Annotated in this window: 22 protein-coding genes; 5 read left to right on the top strand and 17 right to left on the bottom strand. The window is 50.3% G+C overall.

Going from position 1 to position 24,160, the window contains the following annotated elements; genetic code table 11:
* Positions 1–42: 42 nt before the first annotated feature.
* Positions 43–885: a S8 family peptidase gene (locus V8Q34_RS03100; RefSeq protein ID WP_033140317.1), complete on the bottom strand. Its 843-nt coding sequence runs from the start codon at positions 883–885 to the stop codon at positions 43–45.
* A gap of 117 nt (positions 886–1,002) precedes the next feature.
* On the opposite strand from V8Q34_RS03100, the gene V8Q34_RS03095 reads away from it, so the two are divergent.
* Together V8Q34_RS03095 and V8Q34_RS03090 are read left to right on the top strand one after the other, a co-directional pair.
* Positions 1,003–2,697: a S8 family peptidase gene (locus tag V8Q34_RS03095; RefSeq protein WP_033140318.1), complete on the top strand. Its 1,695-nt coding sequence runs from the start codon at positions 1,003–1,005 to the stop codon at positions 2,695–2,697.
* Between the two features lie 81 nt (positions 2,698–2,778).
* A complete protein-coding gene (locus V8Q34_RS03090; protein ID WP_033140319.1) occupies positions 2,779–3,036 on the top strand; it encodes a hypothetical protein in 258 nt (85 codons plus the stop codon).
* Between the two features lie 149 nt (positions 3,037–3,185).
* Here the strand turns inward: V8Q34_RS03090 and V8Q34_RS03085 are convergent, their stop codons facing one another.
* Positions 3,186–3,344, bottom strand: coding sequence for a hypothetical protein (locus V8Q34_RS03085; protein WP_156120822.1), 159 nt, complete (start codon positions 3,342–3,344; stop codon positions 3,186–3,188).
* 108 nt (positions 3,345–3,452) lie between these two features.
* On the opposite strand from V8Q34_RS03085, the gene V8Q34_RS03080 reads away from it, so the two are divergent.
* Positions 3,453–3,785 carry a hypothetical protein gene (locus V8Q34_RS03080; RefSeq protein WP_335834778.1) on the top strand — a complete coding sequence of 111 codons (333 nt, stop codon included), beginning with the start codon at positions 3,453–3,455 and terminating at the stop codon, positions 3,783–3,785.
* Positions 3,786–4,030: 245 nt separating this feature from the next.
* Here the strand turns inward: V8Q34_RS03080 and V8Q34_RS03075 are convergent, their stop codons facing one another.
* Positions 4,031–4,480: a hypothetical protein gene (locus tag V8Q34_RS03075; RefSeq protein WP_156120823.1), complete on the bottom strand. Its 450-nt coding sequence runs from the start codon at positions 4,478–4,480 to the stop codon at positions 4,031–4,033.
* Between the two features lie 42 nt (positions 4,481–4,522).
* Between V8Q34_RS03075 and V8Q34_RS03070 the strand changes: the two genes are divergently transcribed.
* Positions 4,523–4,786, top strand: coding sequence for a hypothetical protein (locus V8Q34_RS03070; RefSeq protein ID WP_033140577.1), 264 nt, complete (start codon positions 4,523–4,525; stop codon positions 4,784–4,786).
* 59 nt (positions 4,787–4,845) lie between these two features.
* Here the strand turns inward: V8Q34_RS03070 and V8Q34_RS03065 are convergent, their stop codons facing one another.
* The 7 genes from V8Q34_RS03065 to V8Q34_RS03035 all read right to left on the bottom strand — a co-directional run bounded on the left by V8Q34_RS03065 (position 4,846) and on the right by V8Q34_RS03035 (position 10,155).
* Entirely contained in the window at positions 4,846–6,129 is a 1,284-nt protein-coding gene (locus tag V8Q34_RS03065) for a competence/damage-inducible protein A (RefSeq protein WP_033140321.1), read from the bottom strand.
* Positions 6,130–6,172: 43 nt separating this feature from the next.
* The gene (pgsA, locus tag V8Q34_RS03060) at positions 6,173–6,715 is read right to left on the bottom strand and encodes a CDP-diacylglycerol--glycerol-3-phosphate 3-phosphatidyltransferase (RefSeq protein WP_033140322.1); all 543 of its coding nucleotides are present in this window, start codon (positions 6,713–6,715) and stop codon (positions 6,173–6,175) included.
* Positions 6,699–8,039 (bottom strand): 30S ribosomal protein S12 methylthiotransferase RimO, encoded by a 1,341-nt coding sequence (gene rimO / locus V8Q34_RS03055; protein WP_148391469.1) that lies wholly within the window; start codon positions 8,037–8,039, stop codon positions 6,699–6,701. Before rimO ends, pgsA begins: the two co-directional genes overlap by 17 nt.
* 62 nt (positions 8,040–8,101) lie before the next feature.
* On the bottom strand, positions 8,102–8,362 hold the full coding sequence (rpoZ, locus tag V8Q34_RS03050) for a DNA-directed RNA polymerase subunit omega (RefSeq protein ID WP_033140324.1): 261 nt from the start codon (positions 8,360–8,362) through the stop codon (positions 8,102–8,104).
* 3 nt (positions 8,363–8,365) lie between these two features.
* Positions 8,366–8,998, bottom strand: coding sequence for a guanylate kinase (gene gmk, locus V8Q34_RS03045; RefSeq protein ID WP_033140325.1), 633 nt, complete (start codon positions 8,996–8,998; stop codon positions 8,366–8,368).
* Positions 8,991–9,263, bottom strand: a complete 273-nt coding sequence (locus V8Q34_RS03040; RefSeq protein WP_033140326.1) for a DUF370 domain-containing protein — start codon at positions 9,261–9,263, stop codon at positions 8,991–8,993. The genes gmk and V8Q34_RS03040 overlap by 8 nt, the downstream gene beginning before the upstream one ends.
* A 13-nt stretch (positions 9,264–9,276) precedes the next feature.
* A complete protein-coding gene (locus tag V8Q34_RS03035) occupies positions 9,277–10,155 on the bottom strand; it encodes a YicC/YloC family endoribonuclease (protein ID WP_033140578.1) in 879 nt (292 codons plus the stop codon).
* Between the two features lie 207 nt (positions 10,156–10,362).
* Here V8Q34_RS03035 and V8Q34_RS03030 point away from each other — a divergent pair, with 207 nt between their 5' ends.
* The gene (locus tag V8Q34_RS03030) at positions 10,363–12,111 is read left to right on the top strand and encodes an Rqc2 family fibronectin-binding protein (protein WP_054351223.1); all 1,749 of its coding nucleotides are present in this window, start codon (positions 10,363–10,365) and stop codon (positions 12,109–12,111) included.
* 57 nt (positions 12,112–12,168) lie between these two features.
* On the opposite strand, the gene V8Q34_RS03025 is transcribed toward V8Q34_RS03030, so the two are convergent.
* The 7 genes from V8Q34_RS03025 to V8Q34_RS02995 all read right to left on the bottom strand — a co-directional run bounded on the left by V8Q34_RS03025 (position 12,169) and on the right by V8Q34_RS02995 (position 24,154).
* Positions 12,169–13,791, bottom strand: a complete 1,623-nt coding sequence (locus tag V8Q34_RS03025; RefSeq protein WP_335834777.1) for an amidohydrolase — start codon at positions 13,789–13,791, stop codon at positions 12,169–12,171.
* Between the two features lie 16 nt (positions 13,792–13,807).
* Positions 13,808–15,502 carry a molecular chaperone HscC gene (locus tag V8Q34_RS03020; protein ID WP_227243221.1) on the bottom strand — a complete coding sequence of 565 codons (1,695 nt, stop codon included), beginning with the start codon at positions 15,500–15,502 and terminating at the stop codon, positions 13,808–13,810.
* A 21-nt stretch (positions 15,503–15,523) separates the two neighbouring features.
* Entirely contained in the window at positions 15,524–18,820 is a 3,297-nt protein-coding gene (locus tag V8Q34_RS03015) for a J domain-containing protein (RefSeq protein ID WP_335834776.1), read from the bottom strand.
* Positions 18,821–18,839: 19 nt separating this feature from the next.
* The gene (locus V8Q34_RS03010) at positions 18,840–20,552 is read right to left on the bottom strand and encodes a GGDEF domain-containing protein (RefSeq protein WP_335834775.1); all 1,713 of its coding nucleotides are present in this window, start codon (positions 20,550–20,552) and stop codon (positions 18,840–18,842) included.
* Positions 20,553–20,708: 156 nt separating this feature from the next.
* Complete coding sequence (locus tag V8Q34_RS03005; RefSeq protein ID WP_335834774.1) at positions 20,709–21,161, bottom strand: chemotaxis protein CheW; 453 nt, start codon at positions 21,159–21,161, stop codon at positions 20,709–20,711.
* On the bottom strand, positions 21,148–23,199 hold the full coding sequence (locus V8Q34_RS03000; RefSeq protein WP_335834773.1) for a chemotaxis protein CheA: 2,052 nt from the start codon (positions 23,197–23,199) through the stop codon (positions 21,148–21,150). The genes V8Q34_RS03005 and V8Q34_RS03000 overlap by 14 nt, the downstream gene beginning before the upstream one ends.
* Positions 23,200–23,212: 13 nt before the next feature.
* Positions 23,213–24,154, bottom strand: a complete 942-nt coding sequence (locus V8Q34_RS02995; RefSeq protein WP_103730953.1) for a GGDEF domain-containing response regulator — start codon at positions 24,152–24,154, stop codon at positions 23,213–23,215.
* Positions 24,155–24,160 lie beyond the last annotated feature (6 nt).

Genomic DNA, 24,160 nt, shown 5'->3' with positions numbered 1-24,160 from the left:
TATTATTGTATACAATGATACATTGTTTGTCAACTATAATTTTCAAATCTTTTCATCATATAAAAAATGCTCTAACTGAAAAAGCCCCCAACCCTGCAGGTTGTGGGGATAGCCCAGATCTTTAGCTGTCTCCATCAGTCTTTTCTTGACTTCCAGATTGGACAGTGCGGGATTTTTTTCAAGAAGCAGCGCAATGCCGCCTGAGACCATAGGGGTTGACATGGATGTGCCGCTTTTCACTGCATAAGGCATGCTGCCGCTTCGGTTGGCACAGGAGACAATGGCGTTGCCGGGTGCCACAATATCCGGCTTGATAATGCAGTCGCAGGTGGGGCCTCTCCCTGAAATACCCTGATGGCGTACCAGCATATCGGCAGAACCAACGGTGATGACTTTCCGGCTGCTGCCGGGAGCTGTGATGCTGCCCTGCCCCGGTCCCATGTTGCCGGCGGCGGCTACAACAATAAATCCGTCATCCCAGGCGGATTCCACCGCATAGATCAGATCCCGGTGCGATTCCTTCTGGGTAGTGCCCACGGAGATATTGATGATCCTGATGTTGTATTTGATCCGGTTGGCCTTGATCCAGTCCAGTGCTTCGATTACCTGCTCCTTGTTGCCATTGCCGCTTTCATCCAGCACCTTCACTGCAATGATATCGCAGCCCGGCGCTACGCCTTTGTATTTTCCGTTCAGGGCAGCTCCGCTGCCGGCCAGGATTCCGGCCACATGCGTGCCGTGTCCATTGTCATCATAAGGAAGGGTTCTTCCGTGTACCATATCAAGAAAAGCACGGATTCGGCAGTCAAAATCTATATGAGGATAAATTCCGGTGTCCAGGATGGCGACACCTATATTTTTTCCGGTAAGCCATTTCTGCATCATTTCCCAAAGCTCCGTATATGAGTTCTTCTTTATGGTATTCAGAAAACAGCTTTACTGCCAATATTTCAGAGGGCTTCCTCATAGACTTATTAAAAACAGACAGTATGGAAATTTTATATGCCTACAATCAAAGAAATGATCTTGTCTGAGGATTATGCCGACTATATCCTCCCCATATATCCGCAGTTTCTGGAAGACTACCGGGAATTTGGGGCCCAGCTTTTCAACAACTATTATGGAATGATACACGGGCGCCTCCCTTCCTCTGATATCAGGGATTATTTTGCCAATGGTCTCTTCTATAATACCATTCCCAATCTCTACTCCCTTCTGGACACGGTCAGTCTGGAGGTTTCGGGAATCACTGCAGTCCAGAACCAGCCGGCGCTGAATCTGAAGGGGCGCGGTATCCTGATCGGCTTCATTGATACGGGGATTGATTACACACATCCCGCATTCAGACGGTCAGACGGGGGCAGCCGCATCTACGGGCTGTGGGACCAGACGATTCAGAGCGGCACGCCGCCCTTTGACATGCAGTACGGGACAGGATACACCCATGAGGACCTGGAGAATGCACTGGCGTCAGAAAATCCCCTGGAGCTTATCCCCTCACAGGATACCATCGGTCACGGGACTTTTCTGGCAGGCGCCGCCGCGGGAAGCAGCCTGCCGGACAATGACTTCATAGGAGCTGCCCCTTCCAGTATGCTGGCAGTCGTAAAACTGAAAGAAGCGAAAAATTACTTAAAAGAGCTTTTCTACCACACAAGCAGCAATCCTGTTTATCAGGAATCCGATATCATGATGGGAATCCGCTATCTTCTGCTCCTCTCCAATGAGCTGCAGGCTCCCCTGGTCATCTGTATTGGCCTTGGCTCCAACCAGGGGGCGCATTCAGGACAATCTGCCCTTGCATCGTCCCTGACTGTATCTGCCAATTACTGGGGAGTCTATTCCGTAGCCGCAGCCGGAAATGAAGCGGGCAAGGCCCATCATTTCTTTGCAGAAGCACCTGCGCCAAACACCAGCACAGCAGTAGAGATCCTGGTGCCGGAAAATACAAGGGGATTTACCGCGGAATTATGGGGCGCGCCCCCTGAAATCTATTCGGTTGGTTTTGAATCCCCTTTGGGCGAGGTCATACAGCGGCTGCCCACCCGGATCAATTATTCGGATACCATACAGTTTGTATTGGAAGATACAGAGATTTTTATTGCCTCGGAACTGATTCAGACCATATCCGGTGACCAGCTCATTTTCTTCCGCTTTTCCAATCCCACACCGGGCGCATGGAAGATCAATGTGTATTCCAGCAGCAACAATGCGGGGAACTTCCATATCTGGCTTCCGGTCGACGGGTTTATGGCGCCTGATGTAACTTTTCTGAGACCGGACCCCAACACCACCATCACTGCGCCCTCGGCGGCGGAGGTGTCCCTGACCACTTCTACTTTCAACGCATACAATAATAGCCTGTTCGTCAACTCCAGCAGGGGATTTACACGTACAGGTCTCATAAAGCCGGATATCGCAGCACCGGGAGTCAATGTGTTCGGCCCGGCGCCCGGAGGACGTTTCACAACCATGACCGGCTCCTCTGTGGCGGCGGCCATCACTGCCGGAGCCTGTGCTCTTGTGATCGAGTGGGGGGCAAAAAGAAATCCGCCCAAGATATTTAACAATGCAGAGCTGAAAGCCCTTTTTATCCGCGGCGCCAGAAGGACCCAGGTACAGCTTTACCCCAACCGTGAATGGGGATATGGGGCGTTGGATGTGTACCGGATTTTCTCTGTTTTCACGAATATTTAAAAATCTTTTCCGCAAACCTGCACCAATTCCTCCCCGGCACATATCATGTAAGTGTAATCAAAATTCTTTGGAGGATACAAAATGAGTGATTTAGCTGCTACAAACTGTGGTTGCGGATGCGATGATAACTGTGGAGGAGGATGTGGAGTTTCCCGTGGATTCGGCGGCGACTGCAGCTGTATCATCTGGATTCTTCTTCTGCTTTGCTGCTGTGGAAACGGAAACAGCGGCGGCGGATGTGGAAATGATTGCGGATGCGGCGGCTTCGGCGGCGACTGCAGCTGTATTATCATTATCCTGCTGCTCCTGTGCGGATGCGGCGGACACGGTTTCTGCTAATCAATAACAAAGCAAAAACAGATGAGAGGCTTTGGTAAAAGTTTGACTTTTCTCTGTTCCGCGGATATTGTCCTGTGACTGCAGGGCAGTCCCGGAACAGCAGTCTCATCAAAAAGAGCCGGGGTGATGAGCCCCGGCTTTTTACTTTGTCATGTTTCTTTTGCCCTGTTCTTTTCAAAATCAAGTCTTCTCTTTTCATCTGCTTCCATGGCTCTCTTTGCCGCCAGTTGTTTTTTCCTGATGCAGTCCATATCTATTTCATAAATGGTGTTGTCTTCCTCCACCAGTCTGATTTCATGCTGTTCCATGTGTATACACCCCTTTCCCTATTATACTATGGCAGAACTGTTTTTTCGTCATATCCTGTATAGAGGAAACATAAGGTTTAGAAAGCGGAAGTTTTGGAAGGAGCTAGAATGGAAGAACATAATATTCTGGACGAAATGATAGCGGAGGATCAGGTGGAAATTCTGAAAGCGGCCATGCCTTATCTTCCGGCCCAGGGCCAAAGGCTCATATCAGTATATGCCAAATTTCTGGAGTTATCCAATACCATACGTCTCTTCTCACAGCCGCAGGCGGATATGCAGATGCATGCCCAGGAGCAGTTTACGGCAGACCCTCTTGAAATGCTCACAGCCTGCAGCAAGGTATGCCGCGGACCTGCGAAGGAAAGAATTGACACGCTCATCAATACCATGGCCATGGTGCAGCTTTTTGAGCTGTCCCAGGATGTGCCGAAACAGTAAAAACGGAGGTAAATATGAATAATCAGAATTACAGGCAGAATCTCAGAAATCCTGCCGGAAAGCCGTCGGCAGACGAGCCGCCGCAGACACAGGCGGAAAGCCGGAAACAAGAACAGCCATCAAACTCCCGTCAGAACGGCCCGGGCCAGGGAGGATACCGTCCGGGCGGCCTCAGATTCCCCATCGGAAATCAGCAGCCCTATCACGCAGGACCACAGCCAGGCTCCCAGCAGGGTGGGCAGCCCTCACAAAATGGTCCTCAGCAGAGTGGGCAGGCCTCGCAAAATGGCCCTCAGCAGGCCGGCCAGACCCCACAAAATGCATTTCAGCAGGGTAACCAGACCTTCCAAAATGATTCCCGGCAGAACAGCCAGTCGTTCCAGAATGGCTCCCGCCAGAACACCCCGCCCTTCCGGAACGGTTCCCAGCAAGGTTCCCGACCTTTCCAGAATGGTTCTCAGCAGGGCAATCCGGCATTTCAGAACGGTTCCCAGCAGGGCAATCCCACTTTCCAGAACGGCTCTCAGCCCTTCCAGGGAAATGCACAGGGCGGAGCGCAGGGGGGCGGGCCAGGGGTTAATTCCCAGGCATATCAGTCTGACCCCCGCGGTAATACCCAGCAGTACCAGTCCGGGCCGCAGCAGACTTACGGACAGTACCAGCAGAATACGCAGCAGCAGGGAAATCCTCAGCAACAGGGGAATTTTCAGCAGCAGGGGAATTTTCAGGACAACTGGATGAATAACCCCAATCTGAAAGGCATGGACCCTGAGAAGCTGAAAATGCTCAATAACATAGCAAATCAGGGAAGCCAGAAGGGAATGAACGAACTGCTGCCCTTTCTCATGTCAGCAGTCTCTCAGAACAAAAGTCAATCCGGGGGACTTGATTTTTCGCGTCAGGAGATGGACACCATAATCGAGGTATTGAAAATGGGAAAACCGCCGGAAGAGGTAGCCCGCATCAACCGTATGATGCAGATCATCAAAATGATGCATTAGATGCATTAGACTATAACAGCCGCCCGGTATCAGGTACCGGGCGGCTGTCTGTATGGAGATCATTTACTGCTTTCATCATTACGGCGCTCAAAATTTTCCAGAATACATTCTCTTAGAAGGATCAGGGCATAAGTGGCTGCCTGTTCCCTGATTTTGCTGCGGTCTCCCCCGAAGTGGAATTCCTGCACCACTGTCTTTCCTTTTAAGCAGCACCCGATAAACACGGTTCCCACCGGCGCCTGCTCGGTACCGCCGTCCGGTCCTGCGAATCCGGTGATGGAGACTGCTGCATCGGAACCGGTCACAAAGCATCCGCCTTTTGCCATTTCCTTTGCACACTTCTCGCTGACGGCACCGTATTCTTTTAAGGTGCTTTTCTTAACCATAACGTATTTTCTCTTGGCACGGTTGGTATATGTGACGAATCCCTGTTTTAACACATCGGAAGCACCCGGAACATCTACGATCCTGGCAGACAGCGCACCGCCTGTACAGGACTCCACCGTAGTCAGGGAGATATCCTGGTTTCTGAGCAGATCCACAACTGCGCTTTCCAGGGATTTGTCCTCATCCGTGGTGTAAATATTGGCACCGAAACGCACCTTCAGCTCACGGACGACAGGCTTGATCAGCTTCCTGGCAGCCTTTTCATTTTCAGCCTTTGCCGTCACACGCAGGTGCACTTCCCCTGTCTTGGCATATGTGGCAATGGTGGGATTAGATTGTTTTTCGATGAGATCTTCAATATCTGTCTCCACCTGGCTCTCACCTAAGCCGCACACCTTTACCATCTCAGAGGCAATGACCTCCGGCTGCTTTTTCCTGAGATAGGGGTATATTTTTTCTTCAAACATGGGAATCAGCTCGTTTGGCGGACCGGGCAGCAGAATCAGCACTGTTCCCTTTTCCTCCATTATGATTCCCGGGGCAGTTCCGTTTTCATTGTCCACAGCAGCGGCACCTTCCGGCAGAAGTGCCTGTTTCCAGTTATTCTCCGTGATCCTGGTACCCGGATGGCTCTTTACATAGTTATCCATATAAGCCTGGATACGCTCTCTGGAATGCTTATCCTCTTTCAGCTTTTTTCCCATAACCTTAGCAGCCACTTCTTTTGTCAGGTCATCCTTCGTGGGGCCAAGGCCTCCGCAGAGGATCACCACGTCAGACCGGTCCGTCGCTGTCCGGATAGTCTCCTCCAGACGTTTGTCATTGTCCCCCACAATACTCTGATGATACATGGAAAGCCCAAGAGCGGCGCATTTTCTCGCCAGGTAGGCCCCATTCGTATTCACAATATTGCCCAGAAGCAACTCTGTTCCCACACATATCAATTCCGCTGTCATAAGTTTCTCTCCTTCCCAGGCAGCATAGCCATATTTTCTTCCTTTAATCCTGCATGCTTAAAACACTTTTATTCTTCAAGATGTAATCCACAAGAGAAATCAGGGTAAGTGCAACGGCAATCACCACGAAAATCTGGATCAGGATCTGGAATGCCTGATTCTGAATATCCATGATCATAAGAATGATCATGATCATCTGTGATACGGTCTTGAATTTGCCCCAGTAGCTGGCAGCGATCACGATGCCGTTGTCCGCAGCTACCAGACGGAAACCGCTGATGATAAACTCACGGGCTATGATCACAATGGTGATCCAGGCCGGCAGCTCACCCATACCGGTAAAGCAGATCAGCGCGGAGCAGACCAGAAGCTTGTCCGCCAGCGGGTCCATGAATTTGCCGAAGTTGGTCACCAGATTATCTCTCCTGGCCAGATAGCCGTCCAGGGTATCTGTCAGGCTGGCAACGATAAAGATGGCCAGCGCGATCCACTTTCCGGCACTTCCCGCAATATCATACATTAAAAAAGCCACAAAGAACGGAATCATAACGACTCTTGCGATCGTCAGTTTATTCGGTGTATTCATCTTTTAACTCTCCTATCAAATCATATTCCAGAGCGCCGGTCACATGCACCTTGCACAAATCTCCTGAGATAAGCTCCGTATCCGTATTGACGAAAATATATCCGTCCACACCCGGTGCATCTCCGTATGTGCGGCCCACATAGGCATTTTCATCTGCCACTTTCCCTTCGATCATAACCTCAACTTCAGAGTGGATCTTCTCCTGTCCCTTGTCCAAGGAGATCTCCTGCTGAAGCTCCATAAGCTCTGCCTGACGGTCCTTCTTGACTTCCTCATCGATCTGGTCCGGCATAATGGCCGCAGGGGTATCCTCCTCAGGCGAATAGGTAAAGACGCCAAGCCTGTCAAACTCCATCTCATCAATAAAGTCCATCAGCTCCTCATGCTCCTCTTGTGTCTCCCCCGGAAATCCGGTGATCAGAGTTGTCCGAAGCACAATATCGGGAATCTCTCTTCTGAGAGCTGTGATGATGTCCACAAGTTCCTGCCTGGTGGTACGTCTGCCCATGCGCTTCAGGATTCTGTCATTGCAGTGCTGTATGGGCAGGTCCAGATAATGACAGATCTTCGGTTCCTCCTTCATCACCCGGATCAGCTCCGGATAAATCTCCTCGGGATAACAGTAGAGCACGCGGATCCATGCAATGCCGGGGATGCGGCACAGCTTCTTTAAAAGCTTATGCAGGGTTTTCTCCCCGTACAGGTCACAGCCGTATATAGTGGTCTCCTGCGCCACTATGATCAGTTCTTTCACGCCCTGCTCTGCCATGTATTCTGCCTGCTTTATGAGCTTTTCCATGGGAACACTGCGGTATCTGCCTCTGAGCTTCGGGATAATACAGTAGGTGCAGTGCTTGTCACATCCCTCTGCGATCTTCAGGTATTCATAATAGCCGCCGGTGGTGATCATCCTCTTTGTCTCCACATCCGGCAGATAGGAGGTATCCTTGAACTCCAGATACCGCTCCCCTTCAAATGCCTTGTCAAGGGCCTCTATGATATCGTCAAAGCTGGTTGTCCCCAGGACAGCATCTACTTCCGGGATCTCCTCTATAATTTCCTCCTTGTACCGCTGCGCCAGACAACCGGTCACCAGCAGGACCCTGAGGGAACCTGTCTCCTTATACTTTGCCATTTCCAGAATATTGGAAATGCTCTCCTCCTTGGCATCATGGATGAAGGCACAGGTGTTGACAACAGCCACATCAGCCTCTGTCTCATCGTTTACGATGGTATACCCATGCTCCACAAGCATGCCCAGCATCTCCTCAGAATCCGCCAGGTTCTTGTCACATCCAAGAGATATAAATAAAACTTTCCTCATGCATACTCCTTGTCAGTAATGGTAGAAAGGACTGCCCGCATCTGGCGGCAGTCCCTGTAAATTTAGTTCTCTGTTGTCTCCTCTTCCTCCTGGAAATCATCCGGCAGGATTTTTACCTTGCCCTGATAAATCTCTTCCACTGCTGTGGACAGAGGTTTTTTGCCTGATGAGTGAACCATGGCCTCACGGCCTGCAATAAGCTGTCTGGCTCTCTTGCTGGTAGCCAGTACAACAGAGTAACGGCTGGTGACTAACGGTTCGTCCTCGATATTGCCCTCCTCGTTGATTGCGTCCATTAATTCTGTGTAAGACGGATGTATCATATCTCATTCTCCTTTCGCAAATACTGCTACTTCACTGGTTATTTTTTCTATAAAAGGCGCACTGTTTTTCACAGTGTTGTGCTGGCTTTGAATAATGCTGTGCATCCTGTCAACGCATTCTTCCAAATCGTCATTGATGAGCACATAATCATAGAGCGGCATTCCCTTGGCTTCCTCGGATGCCCTGCGAAGCCTGGATTCTATGACCTCAGGTGTTTCGGTCCCCCTGTCTGTCAGCCGCCGCTTCAGCTCCATGGCAGAAGGCGGTGTGACAAACATCAGCAGGGTATCCGGCATCTTTTCTTTCACCTTGAGTGCCCCCTGTATCTCAATTTCCAGGATCACATCCCTGCCTGCGGCAAGCTGCTTTTCCACGTATGCCTTTGGTGTACCGTAATAGTTTTCCACATACTGGGCATATTCAATCAATGCATCCTGGGAAATCAGCTCCTCAAACTCTTCTTTTGAATGGAAGAAATATTCTCTTCCATGCTCCTCACCCTCCCGCGGTGCCCTGGTGGTCGCGGAAATAGAAAGGGAGTACGTATCATACTTCTCCAGAAGCCGTTTCATAAGCGTCCCTTTACCCGCGCCGGAAAATCCGGAGACCACGGTTAAAATTCCTCTGTTATCCATCCTGTTCCCCTTTTAGATCATTTTCGTAAAACGTGCCGAAACGTTTTGCAATGGTTTCCGGCTGCAGGGCTGAGAGGATCAGCATCTCACTGTTGGTGATGATCACTGCCTTTGTCTTGCGGCCCTGCGTGGCGTCAATGGATTTGCCGGACTCTTTTGCTGACTGCACCATGCGCTTGATGGGCGCCGCGTCCGGGCTTACAACTGCCACCACTTTGTCTGTGTTCACTACATTGCCGAAACCGATATTGATTAATTTAGACATATTCCTCCTGCCTTTATTCAATATTCTGAATCTGTTCCCGGATCTTCTCTATCTCTGTCTTTAAGTCAATGGCAAGATTGGAAGTCTCCAGGTCATTGGCCTTGGATAAAATGGTATTTGCCTCACGGTTCATCTCCTGGGCAATAAAGTCAAGCTTCCTGCCGATGCCGTCCTCCTGCTCCAGTACATCCTTCATATGGGAGATATGGCTCTTTAAGCGAACGGTTTCCTCGTCCGTGCAGATCTTATCCGCAAAGAGGATCACTTCCGCCGCAATGCGGCTCTCCTCTATCTGGGTATCCTGCAGAAGTTCTGCCACCTTATTCTCCAGCTTTTCTCTGTATTCACGGAGAATCTCAGGAGAACGCGCCTCCACCTGCTCTACCTTGCTGTACATGCCGTCCAGCTTTTCCAGAATGTCATTCTTCAGATGTCCGCCCTCTTTGATCCTGGTATCCACAAACCGGCGGGCAGCCTCCCGCAGAACTTCCTCCAGGGAACTCCACAGTTCTTTTTCATCCACCGTCTGTTCTTCCATGGTGAACACCTCCGGGCAGCTTAGAAGCCTGGACGTTCTTATGTCATTTTCCAGATGAAATTCTTCACTCATCTGCTGTAAGTATTCTAAATATTGTCCTGCAATTTCCCTGTTGTATTTTACGGAAACACGGGACTGGGTGTAGTCCTCATAGGCGATGAAGAGGTCCACCTTGCCGCGCTGGAGATATTCTTTCAATACGGCACGTATGGAAGCCTCGAAACTGCTCAGCTTCTTGGGCATGCGTATATTGATATCCAGATAGCGGTGATTTACGGATTTCATTTCAACCGTAACTTTTCTTTCTTCGTCAATCACCTCGGCTCTTCCAAAGCCTGTCATGCTCTTGATCATGTCATTCTCTTTTCTGCTGTTCTTATTTGCACATAGCATAAATCTGTTACTGTCCGCAAAGCTGTATATGGCTGCTTTTTGGATAGTGACATAAACATACATGGTTATTATAAAGCAATCACAATTTCCAGTCAAATCTTTTTTTCATTTGCTTTGTGTTTCCATTTCGTATATAATCGTGATAGCGGAATCGGAAGGAGAATTTATATGGCTTTTGACGGAATTACCATTGCAAATATAGTAAAAGAATTAAATGAAACGATTGTGGGCGGCAAAATAAACAAGATCGCCCAGCCCGAGGCGGATGAGCTTATCCTCACCATAAAAAATAACAGGACACAGTACCGGCTGCTCATATCAGCCAGCGCCTCCCTGCCTCTGATCTATTTTACGGACAAGAACAAAGTAAGCCCTCTCACAGCACCGAATTTCTGTATGCTGCTGCGCAAGCATGTGGGAAGCGGCAAGATCACGGCAGTGACCCAGCCGGGACTGGAGCGTGTCATTGAGATCCGAATAGAACATTTAAATGAACTTGGAGATCTGTGCTTTAAAACCCTGGTGGTGGAGATCATGGGCAAGCACAGCAATATTATTTTCCTCAATGAGGAGCGCATGATCCTGGACAGCATCAAGCATGTATCCCTAAATATGAGCTCTGTCAGGGAGGTTCTTCCGGGAAGAGATTATTTTATTCCGCAGACTCAGGACAAGAAGAATCCCCTTGCTGTCACAGAGGAAGAATTTTATGCGGCGGTGTACGGAAAGCCTACCAATATAGCCAAGGCCATCTATACCTCTCTTACAGGGTTAAGCCCCGCAGCCGCGGAGGAGATCTGCGCCAGAGCAGGCGTACACGGAAGTGACCCTGCAGACGGGCTTTCCGGGCAGGAGAAGGAACGGGTCTTCCAGGCGTTTTCACGCTTTATGGAGGATGTAAAAGAGGGGCGCTTTACTCCCAATATTGTGTACAGCCCCTCCGGGGAACCGGTGGAATTCGGAGCTGTTCCCCTCACCCAGTATACGGATTATACAGTCAGGGAATACGATTCCATCTCCCAGGTCCTGGAGCAGTATTATGCCCAGAAAAATATCATTACCCGTATGCGTCAGAAATCCGCGGACCTGCGGAAAATAGTCCAGACCGCCCTGGACCGCAACTGGAAAAAATTCGACCTGCAGACAAAGCAGATGCAGGACACGAAAAAAATGGACAAATACAAAGTCTATGGGGAGCTGATCAACACATACGGCTATAACCTGGAGGAGGGCTGTAAATCCTTCCGGGCACTGAATTATTATACCAATGAGGAGATTACCATTCCCCTTGACCCCACCATGACCCCTCAGGAAAACTCCAAGAAATACTTTGACAGGTACAATAAGCTGAAACGTACCGCACAGGCTCTGGAGGAACAGTTAGCGGACACAGAAAGTGAAATCCGCCACCTGGAATCCATTCAGGCTGCCCTGGACATTGCCCAGCAGGAAAGCGACCTGTCCCAGATCAAGGAGGAACTGACGGAATACGGGTATATCAAGAAGCACTATACCGGCGGCAAAAAGAAAATGCAGGCCAAATCAAAACCCCTGCATTATATATCCAGCGACGGCTATCACATTTATGTGGGAAAAAATAATTACCAGAACGAAGAACTCACCTTTAAATTCGCCACAGGAGGTGACTGGTGGTTCCATGCCAAGAAAATGGCAGGCTCCCATGTGGTGGTAAAGTCCAACAATGAAGAGCTGCCTGACCGTACCTTTGAGGAGGCAGGCCGTCTGGCCGGGTATTATTCCAGCGGACGCACTGCCCCCAAAGTGGAGATTGACTATATCCAGAAAAAACACGTGAAAAAGCCAAACGGCTCCAAGCCCGGCTTTGTGGTGTATTATACCAACTACTCCCTGATCATAGAACCGGATATCACAGGCATCCGGCTGGTGGAAGACTAAAAAGGGCTGAAGGAAGGGTCTGACGGGTAATCACAGACAGAAACAAGAGATTCCGGGTCAGAGGGTGTCCCTTCGGTAAATGACATCCCCGTCCTTTATCGTTGCCAGCACCCGGATATCCCGGATCTGCATTTTGTCCTTTTCCAGCGGATTTTCAGACAGGATCACAAAATCCGCTCTCTTGCCCGGGGCGATGCTGCCTCTCTCCCGCTCTTCAAAATACTGGTATGCCGTGTTCACGGTGACTGCTTTCAGCGCATCTGTCACAGAGATGCGCTCTTTGCTGCCCAGTACTTTTCCGTTCTTTGTGCATCGGTTTACAGCGCACCATACGGTCTCCAGCATATCCGGTTCAATGACAGGGGCGTCCTGGTGGAAGGTATAGGCAATGCCCTCTTTTTCGGCGGAAGCTGCCGGACTTATATGGGAAGCCCGCTCCATGCCCAAATTATCTGCGTGGATATCTCCCCAGTGGTACACATGTCCGGCAAAGAAGGAGGGTATCATTCCCATGGCCTTCACATTTGGTATCTGGTCAAGTCCGAGAAGCTGCGCGTGTATCATAACCGGACGAATATCCGCGGGAAGCGTCTTTCCTTCCGCGGCGGCAGCTTTCTCGAAAACACGGATATACTGTCCGCAGGCAGCGTCCCCATTGCAATGGGCCAGGATCTGCATGTGTTCCTCCAGAGCACGGCGCACAAAGGCGCAGACCTCCTCATCTGTGTGTACCGGATATCCCCGGTATCCCTCTTTTTCCGGCCCTGACGTATAGGGCATTCTAAGCCAGGCTGTTCTGCCCTGAGGCGAGCCGTCCAAAAAGATTTTATATCCCCCTATTTTAAAATGTCGGAGGAATCCCTCTCTGTGTTTCCCCATAGCTTCCAGAAATTTTCCGGCACCTTTCATGTCCAGATACCCCACCACGTCCAGCTTCAGGATTCCTGACTCCACGATTTTCTGATAGAGAGGAAGCATCTCATCCACCACCAGTCCCTCCTGGATCAGGGTGATCCCATGGGAGGCGTATCTCTTTTGTGCCTTTTCCACAGCATCCATAAATTCTTCCGGTGAGGGAAGCGGAATCTTTTTCTGAAACTCCACAAAGGCGTTCTCCTCCATATATCCTGTGGGGATATAGTCCTGCACAGCAATCTTTCCTCCCGGTATTTCCTGTACCGCCCCATTTCCATCCATGGAAATGCCGAGACGCAGAAGTGCTTCTGTGTTAAAGACACCCATATGGCCGGACTGGTGGGTGATCACCAGGGGATTGTCCGGGGCTGCCTCATCCAGAAGGTGTCTGTCAGGATGGGACCTCTCCTCCAGAAAATTGTGGTCATATCCCTTTCCTGTCAGCCATTTCCCCTTCTCCACATGCCTGACAGCGATATATTCCCGCACCCGTTCCGCAATTTCCCGGAAACTTTTGGTACCATCCAGGGAAATCTGCAGTTCCCCGTTGGCGCAGGCCATAAAATGGCTGTGAGCATCCAGAAAGGCGGGCATTATGGTCCGCCCCTCCAGATCCACCCGTTCTGTGTCCGCCCCGGCACAAGCCTCCACAGCCGCTTTTCTTCCCACTGCCGCTATCCTGCCGTCCTTTACAAGTATCGCCTCCGCGTACATCTGTTTTTCCATTGTCAGGATGATTCCGTTCGCATATAGTTTCTGTCCCATTTTCATACCTCCGGGTTTATAGATTATCTTCTTCTACTTCTTCCATTACCTGCGAAAAATGTTTCGCCGCTTCTTCTATTTTACCCCGGTCTCTGGTATTTAACACCATTTCAAATTTCTGCAGCTCATATTCCATCCGCCGCCGGTTCTCACCCACAGTTTCCTCATAAAGGCGCTCCCCTTTCAGAAGCAGCAGACGATTCTCCTCCTGCTCTCTCGGATGGATCTTCAGGTAGGAGAGTTCCTTCATACGGGCTTCGATCTCGTTGTCCGTCATTTCATTTTCACGGCCCTTAATGATCCGGCGCTGCTTCTGTCCGCTGGATGTGACGCATACCTCCACCTCCAAAATCGAGTTGATGTCATAGGTGTAGGTCACATCCACACTCTCCTCCCCGGCCTTGTTCTTCGGCACCTCAATATCCAGTTCTCCTAAAAGGAGATTGTTTTCCGCATATCGGCTCTCTCCCTGCAGAACACAGATACGGACACGTTCCTGATCATCGTGCATGGTATAAAAACGCTCCGTACGGCTGGCCGGGATCACTGTATTCCGCTCTATGATCGGACAGAAATGCCCCTCATCTATCCTGCCGTCCTCCAGCCGCACAGACACCTCTGTTCCAAGCGTAAAGGCACACACATCGGTTAAAATCACTTCCCGGACTGCCTCCTGCCGTTCCTTCATGGCTCCCTGGATGGCAGCTCCCAGAGCCACCGCCTCGTCAGGATTCATGGCTGTATCAGGGAATTTTTTGAACATGCGGATAATAAAATCCCTCACAACAGGAAGTCTGGTGGCCCCGCCTACCAGCACGATCTCATCAATATCCGACAGCTTTACATGGGCATCTGACAGGCTTCTCTGTACCGGCTTCCTGATCTTTGCAAGAAGCGGTTCGCACATCTTTTCGTATTCCTTCAGGGAAATCGCAAGAGGCCTTTCCTCCCCGTCTATTCTGCAGTTCATGGTTCCTGACGCTGCCCGGCTGTAGGACAGCTTACAGGCCTCTGCCTGCTTGCGGATCTGTCCCAGGGTCTTCTGTGTCAGCGCTGTAAGCTTCAGCCCCATCTTATCCATATAATGCTGCACCAGCAGCTCTGTGAAATCCTCACCGCCCAGATAGTTGTCTCCTGCCACTGCCCGGACCTCCAAAATATTCTCGAACAGCTCCAGGATGGATACGTCAAAGGTTCCGCCGCCAAGATCGAATACCAGAAATTTTGTGTTTTTCTGTTTCTCGTACAGTCCGTAGGCAATGGCTGCGGCTGTTGGCTCGCTGATGATCCGTTCTACTTTCAGACCTGCCAGCTCCCCGGCTCTCTTCGTGGCCTTCCGGCGTTTGTCATCAAAATACGCGGGTACACTGATGACCGCCTCCTCCACGGTTTCCTGAAGGAACGCCTCCGCGTCCTCCTTCAGGGAACGCAGAACAAAGGAAGACAGATCCTGGGCCGTAAAGTCTCTTGCTCCCAGCCGGTACTTCCTGTCACTTCCCATATCGCGCTTAAAGACAGAGGCAGTCATCTGCGGATATAAAAAACCACGTTCCTTTGCTGTCTCTCCCACAAATACCTGGTCATTTTCATCCACACTCACCACGGACGGCGTTAAATGCCTGCCCAGACGGTTGGGGATAATTCTCGGCCCGTCTTCCGTAAAATATGCTGCCAGACTGTTTGTTGTACCCAAATCTATTCCAATTATCAATTCTTCTGTTCCTTTCTGTCACTACATCCTTCTGCACCCGTAATCTGCCTGTATGTTGAGAAAACCACTTTCTTTGAGTCTTGCGTAGTAGTCAAAGGCCTGCTGCCTCTCCCCCGTAAATTCACAGATCAGGGCCATGAGATGAAGGGCTTCCGCACACATTCCTCCCTGCTGCCCGCAGCAGACATCTTCACATTTTGGGGCATCCGCCATAAGCTCTGCCTGTTTGAAAGCCTCTTCCGTCCTGCCGGTAAAGAGGCAGAGAAGCCCCAGCTCGTACAGACGCTTTCTCCGGTATTTCCATTTGATCAGGGACGCCTCCCCAAACGTTGACTGCCAGACAGCCAAAAGCGCCTCTGCTGTCTTACCCGCCTTTGCCGGCTTCTTGGTTCTCATATAAATCTCAGCCGCCAGAAAACCTGCTTGGAAATATTCCGAAGAGCCGGCTTTTGCCTCCTTCAGAACACTTTTTGCCAGCTTCAGCGCCTCCCGGTTCTTTTCCAGAAGATAGCAGGTGTTGTATGCGGCCAAAAGCTTTGCCCTGCACGAATACGCTTTCTCCTTCTGGATATCCCGAAGACAGATACGCACCTTGCCGCCCTCCCTCAGTCTGTAATAAACCTGGGCCTTTCGGTACAGCACCTCCTGTTCCCTGTCATAGGCCTGCCCGATCCAGTAAAAGGCTGCGTTTAAGTTCCCGAGCCTTATATATACCTCGATGAGGGATTCTTTCGGAGAGCGTCCATTGGGAAACTGTTTCTGGTGTTTCAGGTAATATGCCTCCGCCTCAGCAAGACATCCGGTTTCCATACAGCAGTCCCCCAGATTGCCGTACACACGGACCATGTCCTCCTCTTTCAGCAGCGCTTCCGCCTTTTTCCCGGCCTCAACCGCCCTGTCATATTCCCCCATCATTCTGAGGCAGACACAGATATTGTTGTATGCATACACATTCTCAGGCTCCAGGCGCAGTGCCTCCTCAAAATCATGCACTGCCCTGCAGTAATAGGCGCAGGCCATGTGAAGTAGTCCCCGCTCCACATAGTAATATGCCTCAGGCTGCAGCTGGATCTGCCTGTCCGCATAGATAAGCGCTTTCCCGTAAAAGGCCGGGTCTTCCTTCTCCTCCAGAAGATCCCTGTAGATTTCCGCCAGCTTGCAGTTCGCCCGCCCGTTTTCCGGGTCAATCTCCAGGGCCTTTTTCAGATAGGCAGCCGCCTGCTCCATTTGTCCAAGACGATGGAAACACTCCCCGATACGGAACATGACCATATCCCCCTCGGGAAACGCCGTCTCGCAGGACATAAGTACCTCCAGTGCCTCCTGATATTTTTCCAGTTCATATAAAAAATTCCCTTTCATCCATTTAAAAAAAGGCCGGTTATCCTCTGCCAAAGCTCTGTTGATATACGCAAGCGCTGCTTTTCCGTCGCCCATATTATTCTGCAGACGGGCAGATTCCGCGTAAATCTCCGCCCGGATTTTACCACTTTCCGGATTGCCTTCCAATTGGGCAAGAAGAGAAGCTGCGTCATCCAAAACCTGTTCCGCGTCGGCTCTTGTCTCTGCCAGCCGGCTGCATGCGCGCAGGCGGAAAAGGGAGAGCTTTGGTGTGGAAATCTCTGCACTTTCTGCTTGTTTCATGATATCCAGCACATCCTCATACTGCCCTGTACTGTCAAAGACCTCTGCGGTCATCTCGTATAAGGGCGGATAAGCTGCAAATATTTTCCTGGCTTCATAAAAATCATGAATGACTCCCTGCCCGTCTTTTAAGGCCAGCAGCGCCTCCATCCGGTTCACATACCCCCAGAAATTTTCCGGTTCCAGCTCCAGAAGCCTGTCGCAGGCCTCCCGGGCCTCACGGCTTAACTTCATCCGGTTCAAAAGAAGTGCTTTCTGCAGGTAGGTATCCGCGTTCTGATCATAAAAGGCAATGGAGGTCTCCAAAAGCTTCAGCGCATGTTCATCCTGCTGCCCGGTCTGCATCCAGGCCCGGCCCATAATGTAGTAAGCCGCTGCGATCCTCTCCGGTACCCGCAGCTTCTCCTCCTCGGAAAGGGATGGCTCCTCCCTGCGGATGCTCTGTATCCAGGCATTTCCCTCCTCCTCAGACTTTTCCGGCATGCCTGCCGCAAAATAAAGCCGTTCCAGCACACTGTGGTAGCCGGTTTCATTCTTCATATCCGGCGTCACACCGGTAAGGCAGGCGATTCCCGCCTCATTCTCCTCATTTTGGAGATAACACCAGGCCAGCTCAATGTAATCCTCTGTTCCTGCTGCCTGCCGGCTGATCATTTCTTTGTACTCTGCGATCAGACGGGTGTTTATCTCTTTTAAACACTCCAGCATCTCCGGGTCCCGGGAGTTGACGCGGCTGGCACTGCTGATGCATTCCTTTGCCTTTTTGTACCGGCCTTTTCCCGCATAATATTTCCCCAGACGAAGATTTGTCACAAAGTGCTCCGGGAAACGGCTGCGTATCTTTTCATAGGCCGCAGCCGCCCGGTCCAAATCTCCATATTCCCACTGAATTCCCCCTCCGAGAATCAGGATCCTAATCTCATCCGGGTACTTTTCCAGAAGATGGGACGCCGTCTCATAAGCCTTTTCCTTTTCCCCTTTCAGCATCATGATCCTGGCCTTCTCCATCTCAGCCAGGGGATGACAGATCTCCAGTGCCTCCATGCTCTTTAACAGCTCTTCGGCGCGCTCTGTATTTCCTTCCTCCACAGCCTCATAGAGCTGAAAATAAGTGGCTGTCCAGGTATCATAATCCCCGTCATCCCTGCCCTCAAAATATTCATAGGGAAAATGTATCTCCCCGTGTATCTGGCTTAACATATACCGGACAAATTCCGCGGGCAGATGCTCCTCAAACTCTGCCTGTTCCTCCTCAATGAGAAAATGCCGGTCCAGTATCCTCCAGATATCCGGCAGAAGCCTGAAATGTACAGCCAAAAACCCGAAGAGTTTTTCCCTGACCTCCTCCGCGTCTGCCAGGCTCTGGCACACATCTGCCCGAAGCAGTTCTTTCCAGCATTCCGGGTCCATCCTCCGGGAAAAGGAGTGATAGACTGCCTCCACCTGCTCCATCCAGAGATCTGTCTCTGTCCGTGCCTCCTGCTTCTGCGTATCCTCTTTCTCAGTGCGGGAATACTGTGCTGCCGTCTCATATGCCCGGCGCAGCCTCTTAAAGCCCTCAGGATTGTCTTCCGGGTTGTTGTCCGCCAGAAGTCTCCGGTAAGCCTGCCTGATACACGCTTCGTCCTTTGATGGCTCTGTTCCCAATATGTGAAATGCTTCTTTATAATCCATATGCTCCTCCTGCCGCCCCTCACGCTTCCTCTTCTGTCCGTTCCTGCTTCATCTGCATCTTGCAGATGTACATTTTCTTATCCGCGCAGATGAACGCCTTGTCAATCCCTTCCTCTCCACTTTTTACATATCCGTAAGCAGCGGAAAAGGTAAATGCGTACTCTTTGTCAGCTTCCTTTACATCACTTAAAAAATGCCGGATGCGCTGCCTGAATATCTCATCCTTCTCCCCTTCCGCCAGAACACAGAACTCATCCCCGCCGATTCGATATGTGTGGAGCGGCTGTCCGAAATGCCGGTCCAAAAGCTGCGCAATGCGGATAATAGCCACATCACCTGCCTTGTGTCCATATGTATCATTGATCTCCTTCAGGCCGTTCAGATCCACGATCATCACGATCGGTCTCTTGTCTGCATCCTCTGTCCTGTATTTTTCCATCTGATTCTCAAAAGCGGTTCTGTTTGGCAGATTCGTAAGGATATCCAGATAAGCGATCTTTTTCAGCGTCTTGTTCTCAATGATCTGCGTCTGTTCCTCTGAGGACTGTTTGACTACAGAGTATCCCAGGGAACAGACAAAGCAGATCAGTCCCGCCTGTGTAAATCCCACATTGCTCTGCATGGTCTTCTCAAAATAAAACCGGTAAATATCCACAGCTCCGAATCCTGCAAACGCAAAGCAGGCTACAAAGACCGACAGGTCTTCGATCTTCTCCCCCCTTGCCTTTTTTCGGATACAAATACCTGCCATTCCCAGTACGATCAGCAGGAAATTTATGTGATTCACAGACACCATCCTGGTGTAATCTGTCACGTCCGCAAACTGCAGAAACTGCATGACAAAATAACAGACAACACAAAACCAGTAGAGTCCCCTCATAAACAGGCTCTTTAAAAAGCTGTCAAAGGTCAGAAGAAAACTGATGGTGAGAATGGGCATCAGTCCGAACAGCAGATAAAGAATGTTCATACTCATCAATATGTTCCCGGTGAAAAGCTGCCCCACGCCTGACTTCAGCAGAATCCATGTACTGGTCACAATGGCGAAGATTCCCAGATACCGGATTCTGCCCACAGTATGAGACTCCCTGAAGAAGAAGCTGCTCATGATCAAAAGCACGCCCATAATGAACAAAAACAGATCCACCAGAAGAGAGACAACCTTCTGCTTTGCCACCATGAAGACAAGGGACGTTTTTGTCCCCAGATATACAATCTCCTGGTTGCCGGAATAGGAGTCATACACACCCCTGGTCTCAATCCGCAGTTCCTTTCCTTCCCAGTCCTCCGGAAGGCGGGTATACTGCCAGGCACTGCCCACAGAGGAGTGTACCGGGGTACTCTGTCCATATCCGAAGGTATAGAGCAGTTCCCCGTCCAAATATATTTTGATCCGCTGATGAGAGGAGTGGAACATGATCATATTGCAGTAGGAGTCCTGTGCTTCCAGAATCCTTGTATAGGTGACAGGCTCCTCTGCTTCTGCGCTGCTGTCCAGGGGAAGTGCTACCTGCAAGGTCTTTCCGCCGTACTGCATGGTCCAGCCCTCCGCCAGGGCGTATACATTTTCATTGTCAAAGCCAATGGTATTGGACGCAGTCTCTTTATTCATCCAGATAAGAAGCACAATGACCATTGCCAGTATCAGATAAAGAGCAAATACCCGAAGTCTTTCTTTACTTTTTTCCTTCCGTTCTTCTGCCGGTCTTTCCGTATTCTGCAGATTCCTCATAGGCTGCTCCCTCCACTGCCGCTTGCGCAGTTTCTTTTCTCATGCCGCCCGGGCTTTTTATCATTATATCATAAGAAAAAACATAAAAAAACACCAACAGAGCCTGTTTTTTCTCTGTTGGTGCATCATAGGTTACGGTTCACACGGAGCCTCCCGTCATGGATAGAAGACCATACCCTCCAACGTCTTCTCCACATCAATGACGGAGAATAATTTTTGGTCGTACCGGTAAAGCCCTTTTTCTTTCCATCGGTCAGAAGCTGCCACACCCAGGGGGTTGGTTATCTTGTCCGCAGCGGTATAGGAGATGATATACGGCTCTTTGGAAAGACGGATGCCCAGAAGATATTTCTGGTGCTTTACGATCACAACAATCACCCGGCTCTCTTCTTCGCTGTCTGTCTCCGGAAGACTCTCCTCCCCTTCTATCCTTATGACAGGTATCATGGCACCTTTGTAGCTGCACACCCCGTCAAAATCCGAGGGCATGCAGGGAATCTTTGATATTTTAAAATCATAGCTGATCTCCACCACACAGGAAAAGTCCACCGCATAATTCTTCCTGCTGCCGGGAAAACAAAGAATTTCATTGATCTCATTCTCGCTCATGGACTGCCTCCTTTGTGAATTTTTCAATCAGGATTTCAATATCAAGAGCAGCACAGATCTTGCCGTTTCCCATGATACTGCATCCGCTGATGCCCGTATGTCTTCGGAAACCGGGGCCGAACAGGGCGGGAAGCTGCTTTACCACGATCCGCTTTTGTTCATACATGGAGTCAATGATGATGACTCCCTCCCGCTTGGCGCTCTTGACATACACCAGGAGGGCTGTGTCGGGATACTCTCCCTCTATCTGGTAAGCCTCTCTTAAATCCACCAGGGGGAGCATCCGGTTATCATACAGAATATACTTCCTGTCGTTTCTCAGGTGTATATAATCTCTGTTCTCCTCATAGCTCAAAAAGCGCTGCACATATCTGGAGGGAACGGAAAAACGGCATTTTCCCACCCGGAACCTGGTACACTCAATGGTGGCAAGAGACAGGGGAAGCGTGATGGTAAAGGTACTGCCTTTTCCCGCCTCACTCTGGATATACAGATGGCCTCCCGCCTCCTCCAGTATATTCTTCACCACATCAAGGCCCACACCACGTCCGGAATACTCCGTAACCTCCTCGTTGGTGGTAAAACCGGGCGTCAAAATAAGCTCCAGGATCTCCTGGGGATCATACTCCTCCTCCGGTTTTGTGATGAGATGTTTTTCTCTGGCTTTCTCCAGTATCTTTTCCAGGTCTATGCCCCTGCCGTCATCCGCGACAGAGATCATCAGCTCGCCTATGGTGTTTTCCGCATTGAAGGTAATGCTTCCTTTTGGGTTCTTGCCTGCCGCTGTCCGCTCTTTCGGATGTTCCAGGCCGTGATCCACCGCGTTTCTGATAATATGGAGCAGGGATTCCGAGACATAGTCCACTACACTTTTATCTGCTTCAATGTCTCCGCAGTTCACGATCAGTTCCGCTTCTTTTCCCTGATCCCTGCAGATATCCCTTAATATCCTCTTCAGCTTGGGAATGACCTTTGACACGGGAACCATGCGCATCTCCATGACCGTGCGCTCCATCTCCTCGATCAGGCGGTTGACCTGATAGGCAGTCCCCTCCCTGACATCATCCATTCCGTGGCTTTTTAACTCTTCGTCCAGTGTCAGCATCAGGATCAAAAGCTCTCCCGACAGGTTTTGAAGCCGGTCCAGCCGGTCTGTACGGACATTGAGGAACTCAACTTCCTTTGTCTCGGCAAGGCTGTCTGCCTTCGGGGATTTTTTGATCACCTTCGGCTCCGGCTTCTTTACCTCATCCCTTAGGACTTCATAATCCTTTACAAAAAGTCCGCGTTTGACCGCTTCCAGAACTTCCTCTTTTTTGTCGCTCTCAAACCGGATGAAAACTCCGTTTTTATTGATATATTCCGCTCCCTGCTGGGACTTTTCCAGGTCCTGGGGATAACTCTCCACACTGCTGCAGAGATTTCCGATCTGCCTCACGATCATAAACGCGCGGATATTCTCCATGCGGCAGCCCTCTTCAAAACGGATCCGTATGACGACACCGCTTTTCTTTAAGAATATCTCAGGGATTCCCACCTGCACAGGCTCTGCTCTTTTCTCTGCTTTTGCCTCTGCCTCCCCCTTTGTCTGTTCCGGGACAGCAGGCAGCTCAGCCTCAGGCTTTTCCTCCTGGCTCTTCAGGTACTCCGCTATCTTATTCTCTACCTCATTTGTATCCTTTGGGGCATAACTCTCCTCCGGCATCCGCTTTAACTCGCTCTCCACAAAATCAGATACCTTGAACAAAAGGTCAAACAAATCCGGTTTTATACGGCTGATCTCCCCCTTCTGTTCCCTGTAGTAGGAAAAAAGGTCTTCCAGTTTATGCGCCATGCCTGACAGGGCGTGAAGTCCCATCATGGCAGAGGAGCTTTTAATGGTGTGCATGATCCTGAAAACCGTATTGATATCCTTCTCTGAAAACGTCTTATTCTTGTCCGCCTCCAGCAAAACTCCGTTTAACTGTTCCATAAGCTGGCGTGTCTCTAAAAGGTACACTTCCAGCATTTCTTCCGCATCCGCATCGAAATATCCCATATCTGATCACCGCTCACCGTATGTCCTTGTACCAGACACTGCGGTTCTTTCCGTTTCGTTTGCCGTAATAAAGTGCCTTATCCGCACAGTTGACGCTGTCCTCTATCCTGTCAGGTTCCTGGTAGGTGTGAAGTCCCAAAGTCAGCGTGCAGGAGAATTCCCCGTCCGGATGGTAAATCCGGAATGCCTCCACTTCCTTTCGGATACGCTCACTGATCTCAAAAGCCTCCTCCTCCGTGACAGCGAAAAGTACAATAAGAAACTCCTCCCCGCCCCACCGGATGACCCTGTGTTCCCTGCACTGCTCCTCTAAAATGTTGGCAATGCACACAAGTGCCGCGTCCCCGGCATCGTGGCCATATGTATCATTGATCCGCTTAAAGTCATCAATGTCCGCCATAATGAGAACTTCTGTGGCTTTCTCCGCATTGTGGTCCTTCATGTCCTCCATGAGGTTGCCGACTACATACCTTCTGTTATACAGACCGGTAAGACCGTCCCGGAAGGCCATAAAGTTCAGTTTTTCCATATTGGTGAGCAGCTCTTTATTCTGTCTGTTCAGCATATCCTTCTGCTTTTTCATTTCCAGATGAGCGTGGACCCTGGACCGCAGCTCCGCAGTGGCAAATGGCTTCTTGATATAGTCGCAGGCGCCCATGGAAAAGCCCTTCACCACATCCTCGTCTTTATCCTTTGAGGTGAGAAAAAGAACCGCTGCTTCCTCCTGCCCCACTTCCTTTAATTTTCCGATCAGTTCGTATCCCTCAATATCAGGGAGCACCACATCTAAAAGAATCAAATCCGGCTGATACTGCATCGCCATATCCACAGCCTCCTGCCCATTGTGTGCCTCGCAGAGAAAAACAGGCTCATCCTTCAGTGCTGTCTGAATTTGTTTACATACCATCAGGCTGTCATCCACAGCCAGAACGATATTCTTACCATTAAAATCCATATCTGC

Source organism: Blautia sp. JLR.GB0024, from assembly GCF_037000545.1.
GTDB lineage: Bacteria > Bacillota > Clostridia > Lachnospirales > Lachnospiraceae > Blautia > Blautia celeris.
This window is presented reverse-complemented; position numbering and strand designations above follow the sequence as displayed.

What these genes read in the sequence shown, in the direction of transcription:
- V8Q34_RS03080 (WP_335834778.1), top strand. Translation starts at nt 3,453, where the DNA reads ATGGAAGAACATAATATTCTGGACGAAATGATAGCGGAGGATCAGGTG.
- V8Q34_RS03015 (WP_335834776.1), bottom strand. Translation starts at nt 18,820, where the DNA reads ATGGATTATAAAGAAGCATTTCACATATTGGGAACAGAGCCATCAAAG.
- V8Q34_RS03100 (WP_033140317.1), bottom strand. Translation starts at nt 885, where the DNA reads ATGATGCAGAAATGGCTTACCGGAAAAAATATAGGTGTCGCCATCCTG.
- V8Q34_RS03070 (WP_033140577.1), top strand. Translation starts at nt 4,523, where the DNA reads ATGAATAACCCCAATCTGAAAGGCATGGACCCTGAGAAGCTGAAAATG.
- V8Q34_RS03005 (WP_335834774.1), bottom strand. Translation starts at nt 21,161, where the DNA reads ATGAGCGAGAATGAGATCAATGAAATTCTTTGTTTTCCCGGCAGCAGG.
- V8Q34_RS03010 (WP_335834775.1), bottom strand. Translation starts at nt 20,552, where the DNA reads ATGAGGAATCTGCAGAATACGGAAAGACCGGCAGAAGAACGGAAGGAA.
- rimO (WP_148391469.1), bottom strand. Translation starts at nt 8,039, where the DNA reads ATGAGGAAAGTTTTATTTATATCTCTTGGATGTGACAAGAACCTGGCG.
- gmk (WP_033140325.1), bottom strand. Translation starts at nt 8,998, where the DNA reads ATGGATAACAGAGGAATTTTAACCGTGGTCTCCGGATTTTCCGGCGCG.
- V8Q34_RS03025 (WP_335834777.1), bottom strand. Translation starts at nt 13,791, where the DNA reads ATGGGACAGAAACTATATGCGAACGGAATCATCCTGACAATGGAAAAA.
- V8Q34_RS03030 (WP_054351223.1), top strand. Translation starts at nt 10,363, where the DNA reads ATGGCTTTTGACGGAATTACCATTGCAAATATAGTAAAAGAATTAAAT.
- V8Q34_RS03040 (WP_033140326.1), bottom strand. Translation starts at nt 9,263, where the DNA reads ATGTCTAAATTAATCAATATCGGTTTCGGCAATGTAGTGAACACAGAC.
- V8Q34_RS03065 (WP_033140321.1), bottom strand. Translation starts at nt 6,129, where the DNA reads ATGACAGCGGAATTGATATGTGTGGGAACAGAGTTGCTTCTGGGCAAT.
- V8Q34_RS03000 (WP_335834773.1), bottom strand. Translation starts at nt 23,199, where the DNA reads ATGGGATATTTCGATGCGGATGCGGAAGAAATGCTGGAAGTGTACCTT.
- V8Q34_RS02995 (WP_103730953.1), bottom strand. Translation starts at nt 24,154, where the DNA reads ATGGATTTTAATGGTAAGAATATCGTTCTGGCTGTGGATGACAGCCTG.
- V8Q34_RS03085 (WP_156120822.1), bottom strand. Translation starts at nt 3,344, where the DNA reads ATGGAACAGCATGAAATCAGACTGGTGGAGGAAGACAACACCATTTAT.
- pgsA (WP_033140322.1), bottom strand. Translation starts at nt 6,715, where the DNA reads ATGAATACACCGAATAAACTGACGATCGCAAGAGTCGTTATGATTCCG.
- V8Q34_RS03035 (WP_033140578.1), bottom strand. Translation starts at nt 10,155, where the DNA reads ATGATCAAGAGCATGACAGGCTTTGGAAGAGCCGAGGTGATTGACGAA.
- V8Q34_RS03095 (WP_033140318.1), top strand. Translation starts at nt 1,003, where the DNA reads ATGCCTACAATCAAAGAAATGATCTTGTCTGAGGATTATGCCGACTAT.
- V8Q34_RS03090 (WP_033140319.1), top strand. Translation starts at nt 2,779, where the DNA reads ATGAGTGATTTAGCTGCTACAAACTGTGGTTGCGGATGCGATGATAAC.
- rpoZ (WP_033140324.1), bottom strand. Translation starts at nt 8,362, where the DNA reads ATGATACATCCGTCTTACACAGAATTAATGGACGCAATCAACGAGGAG.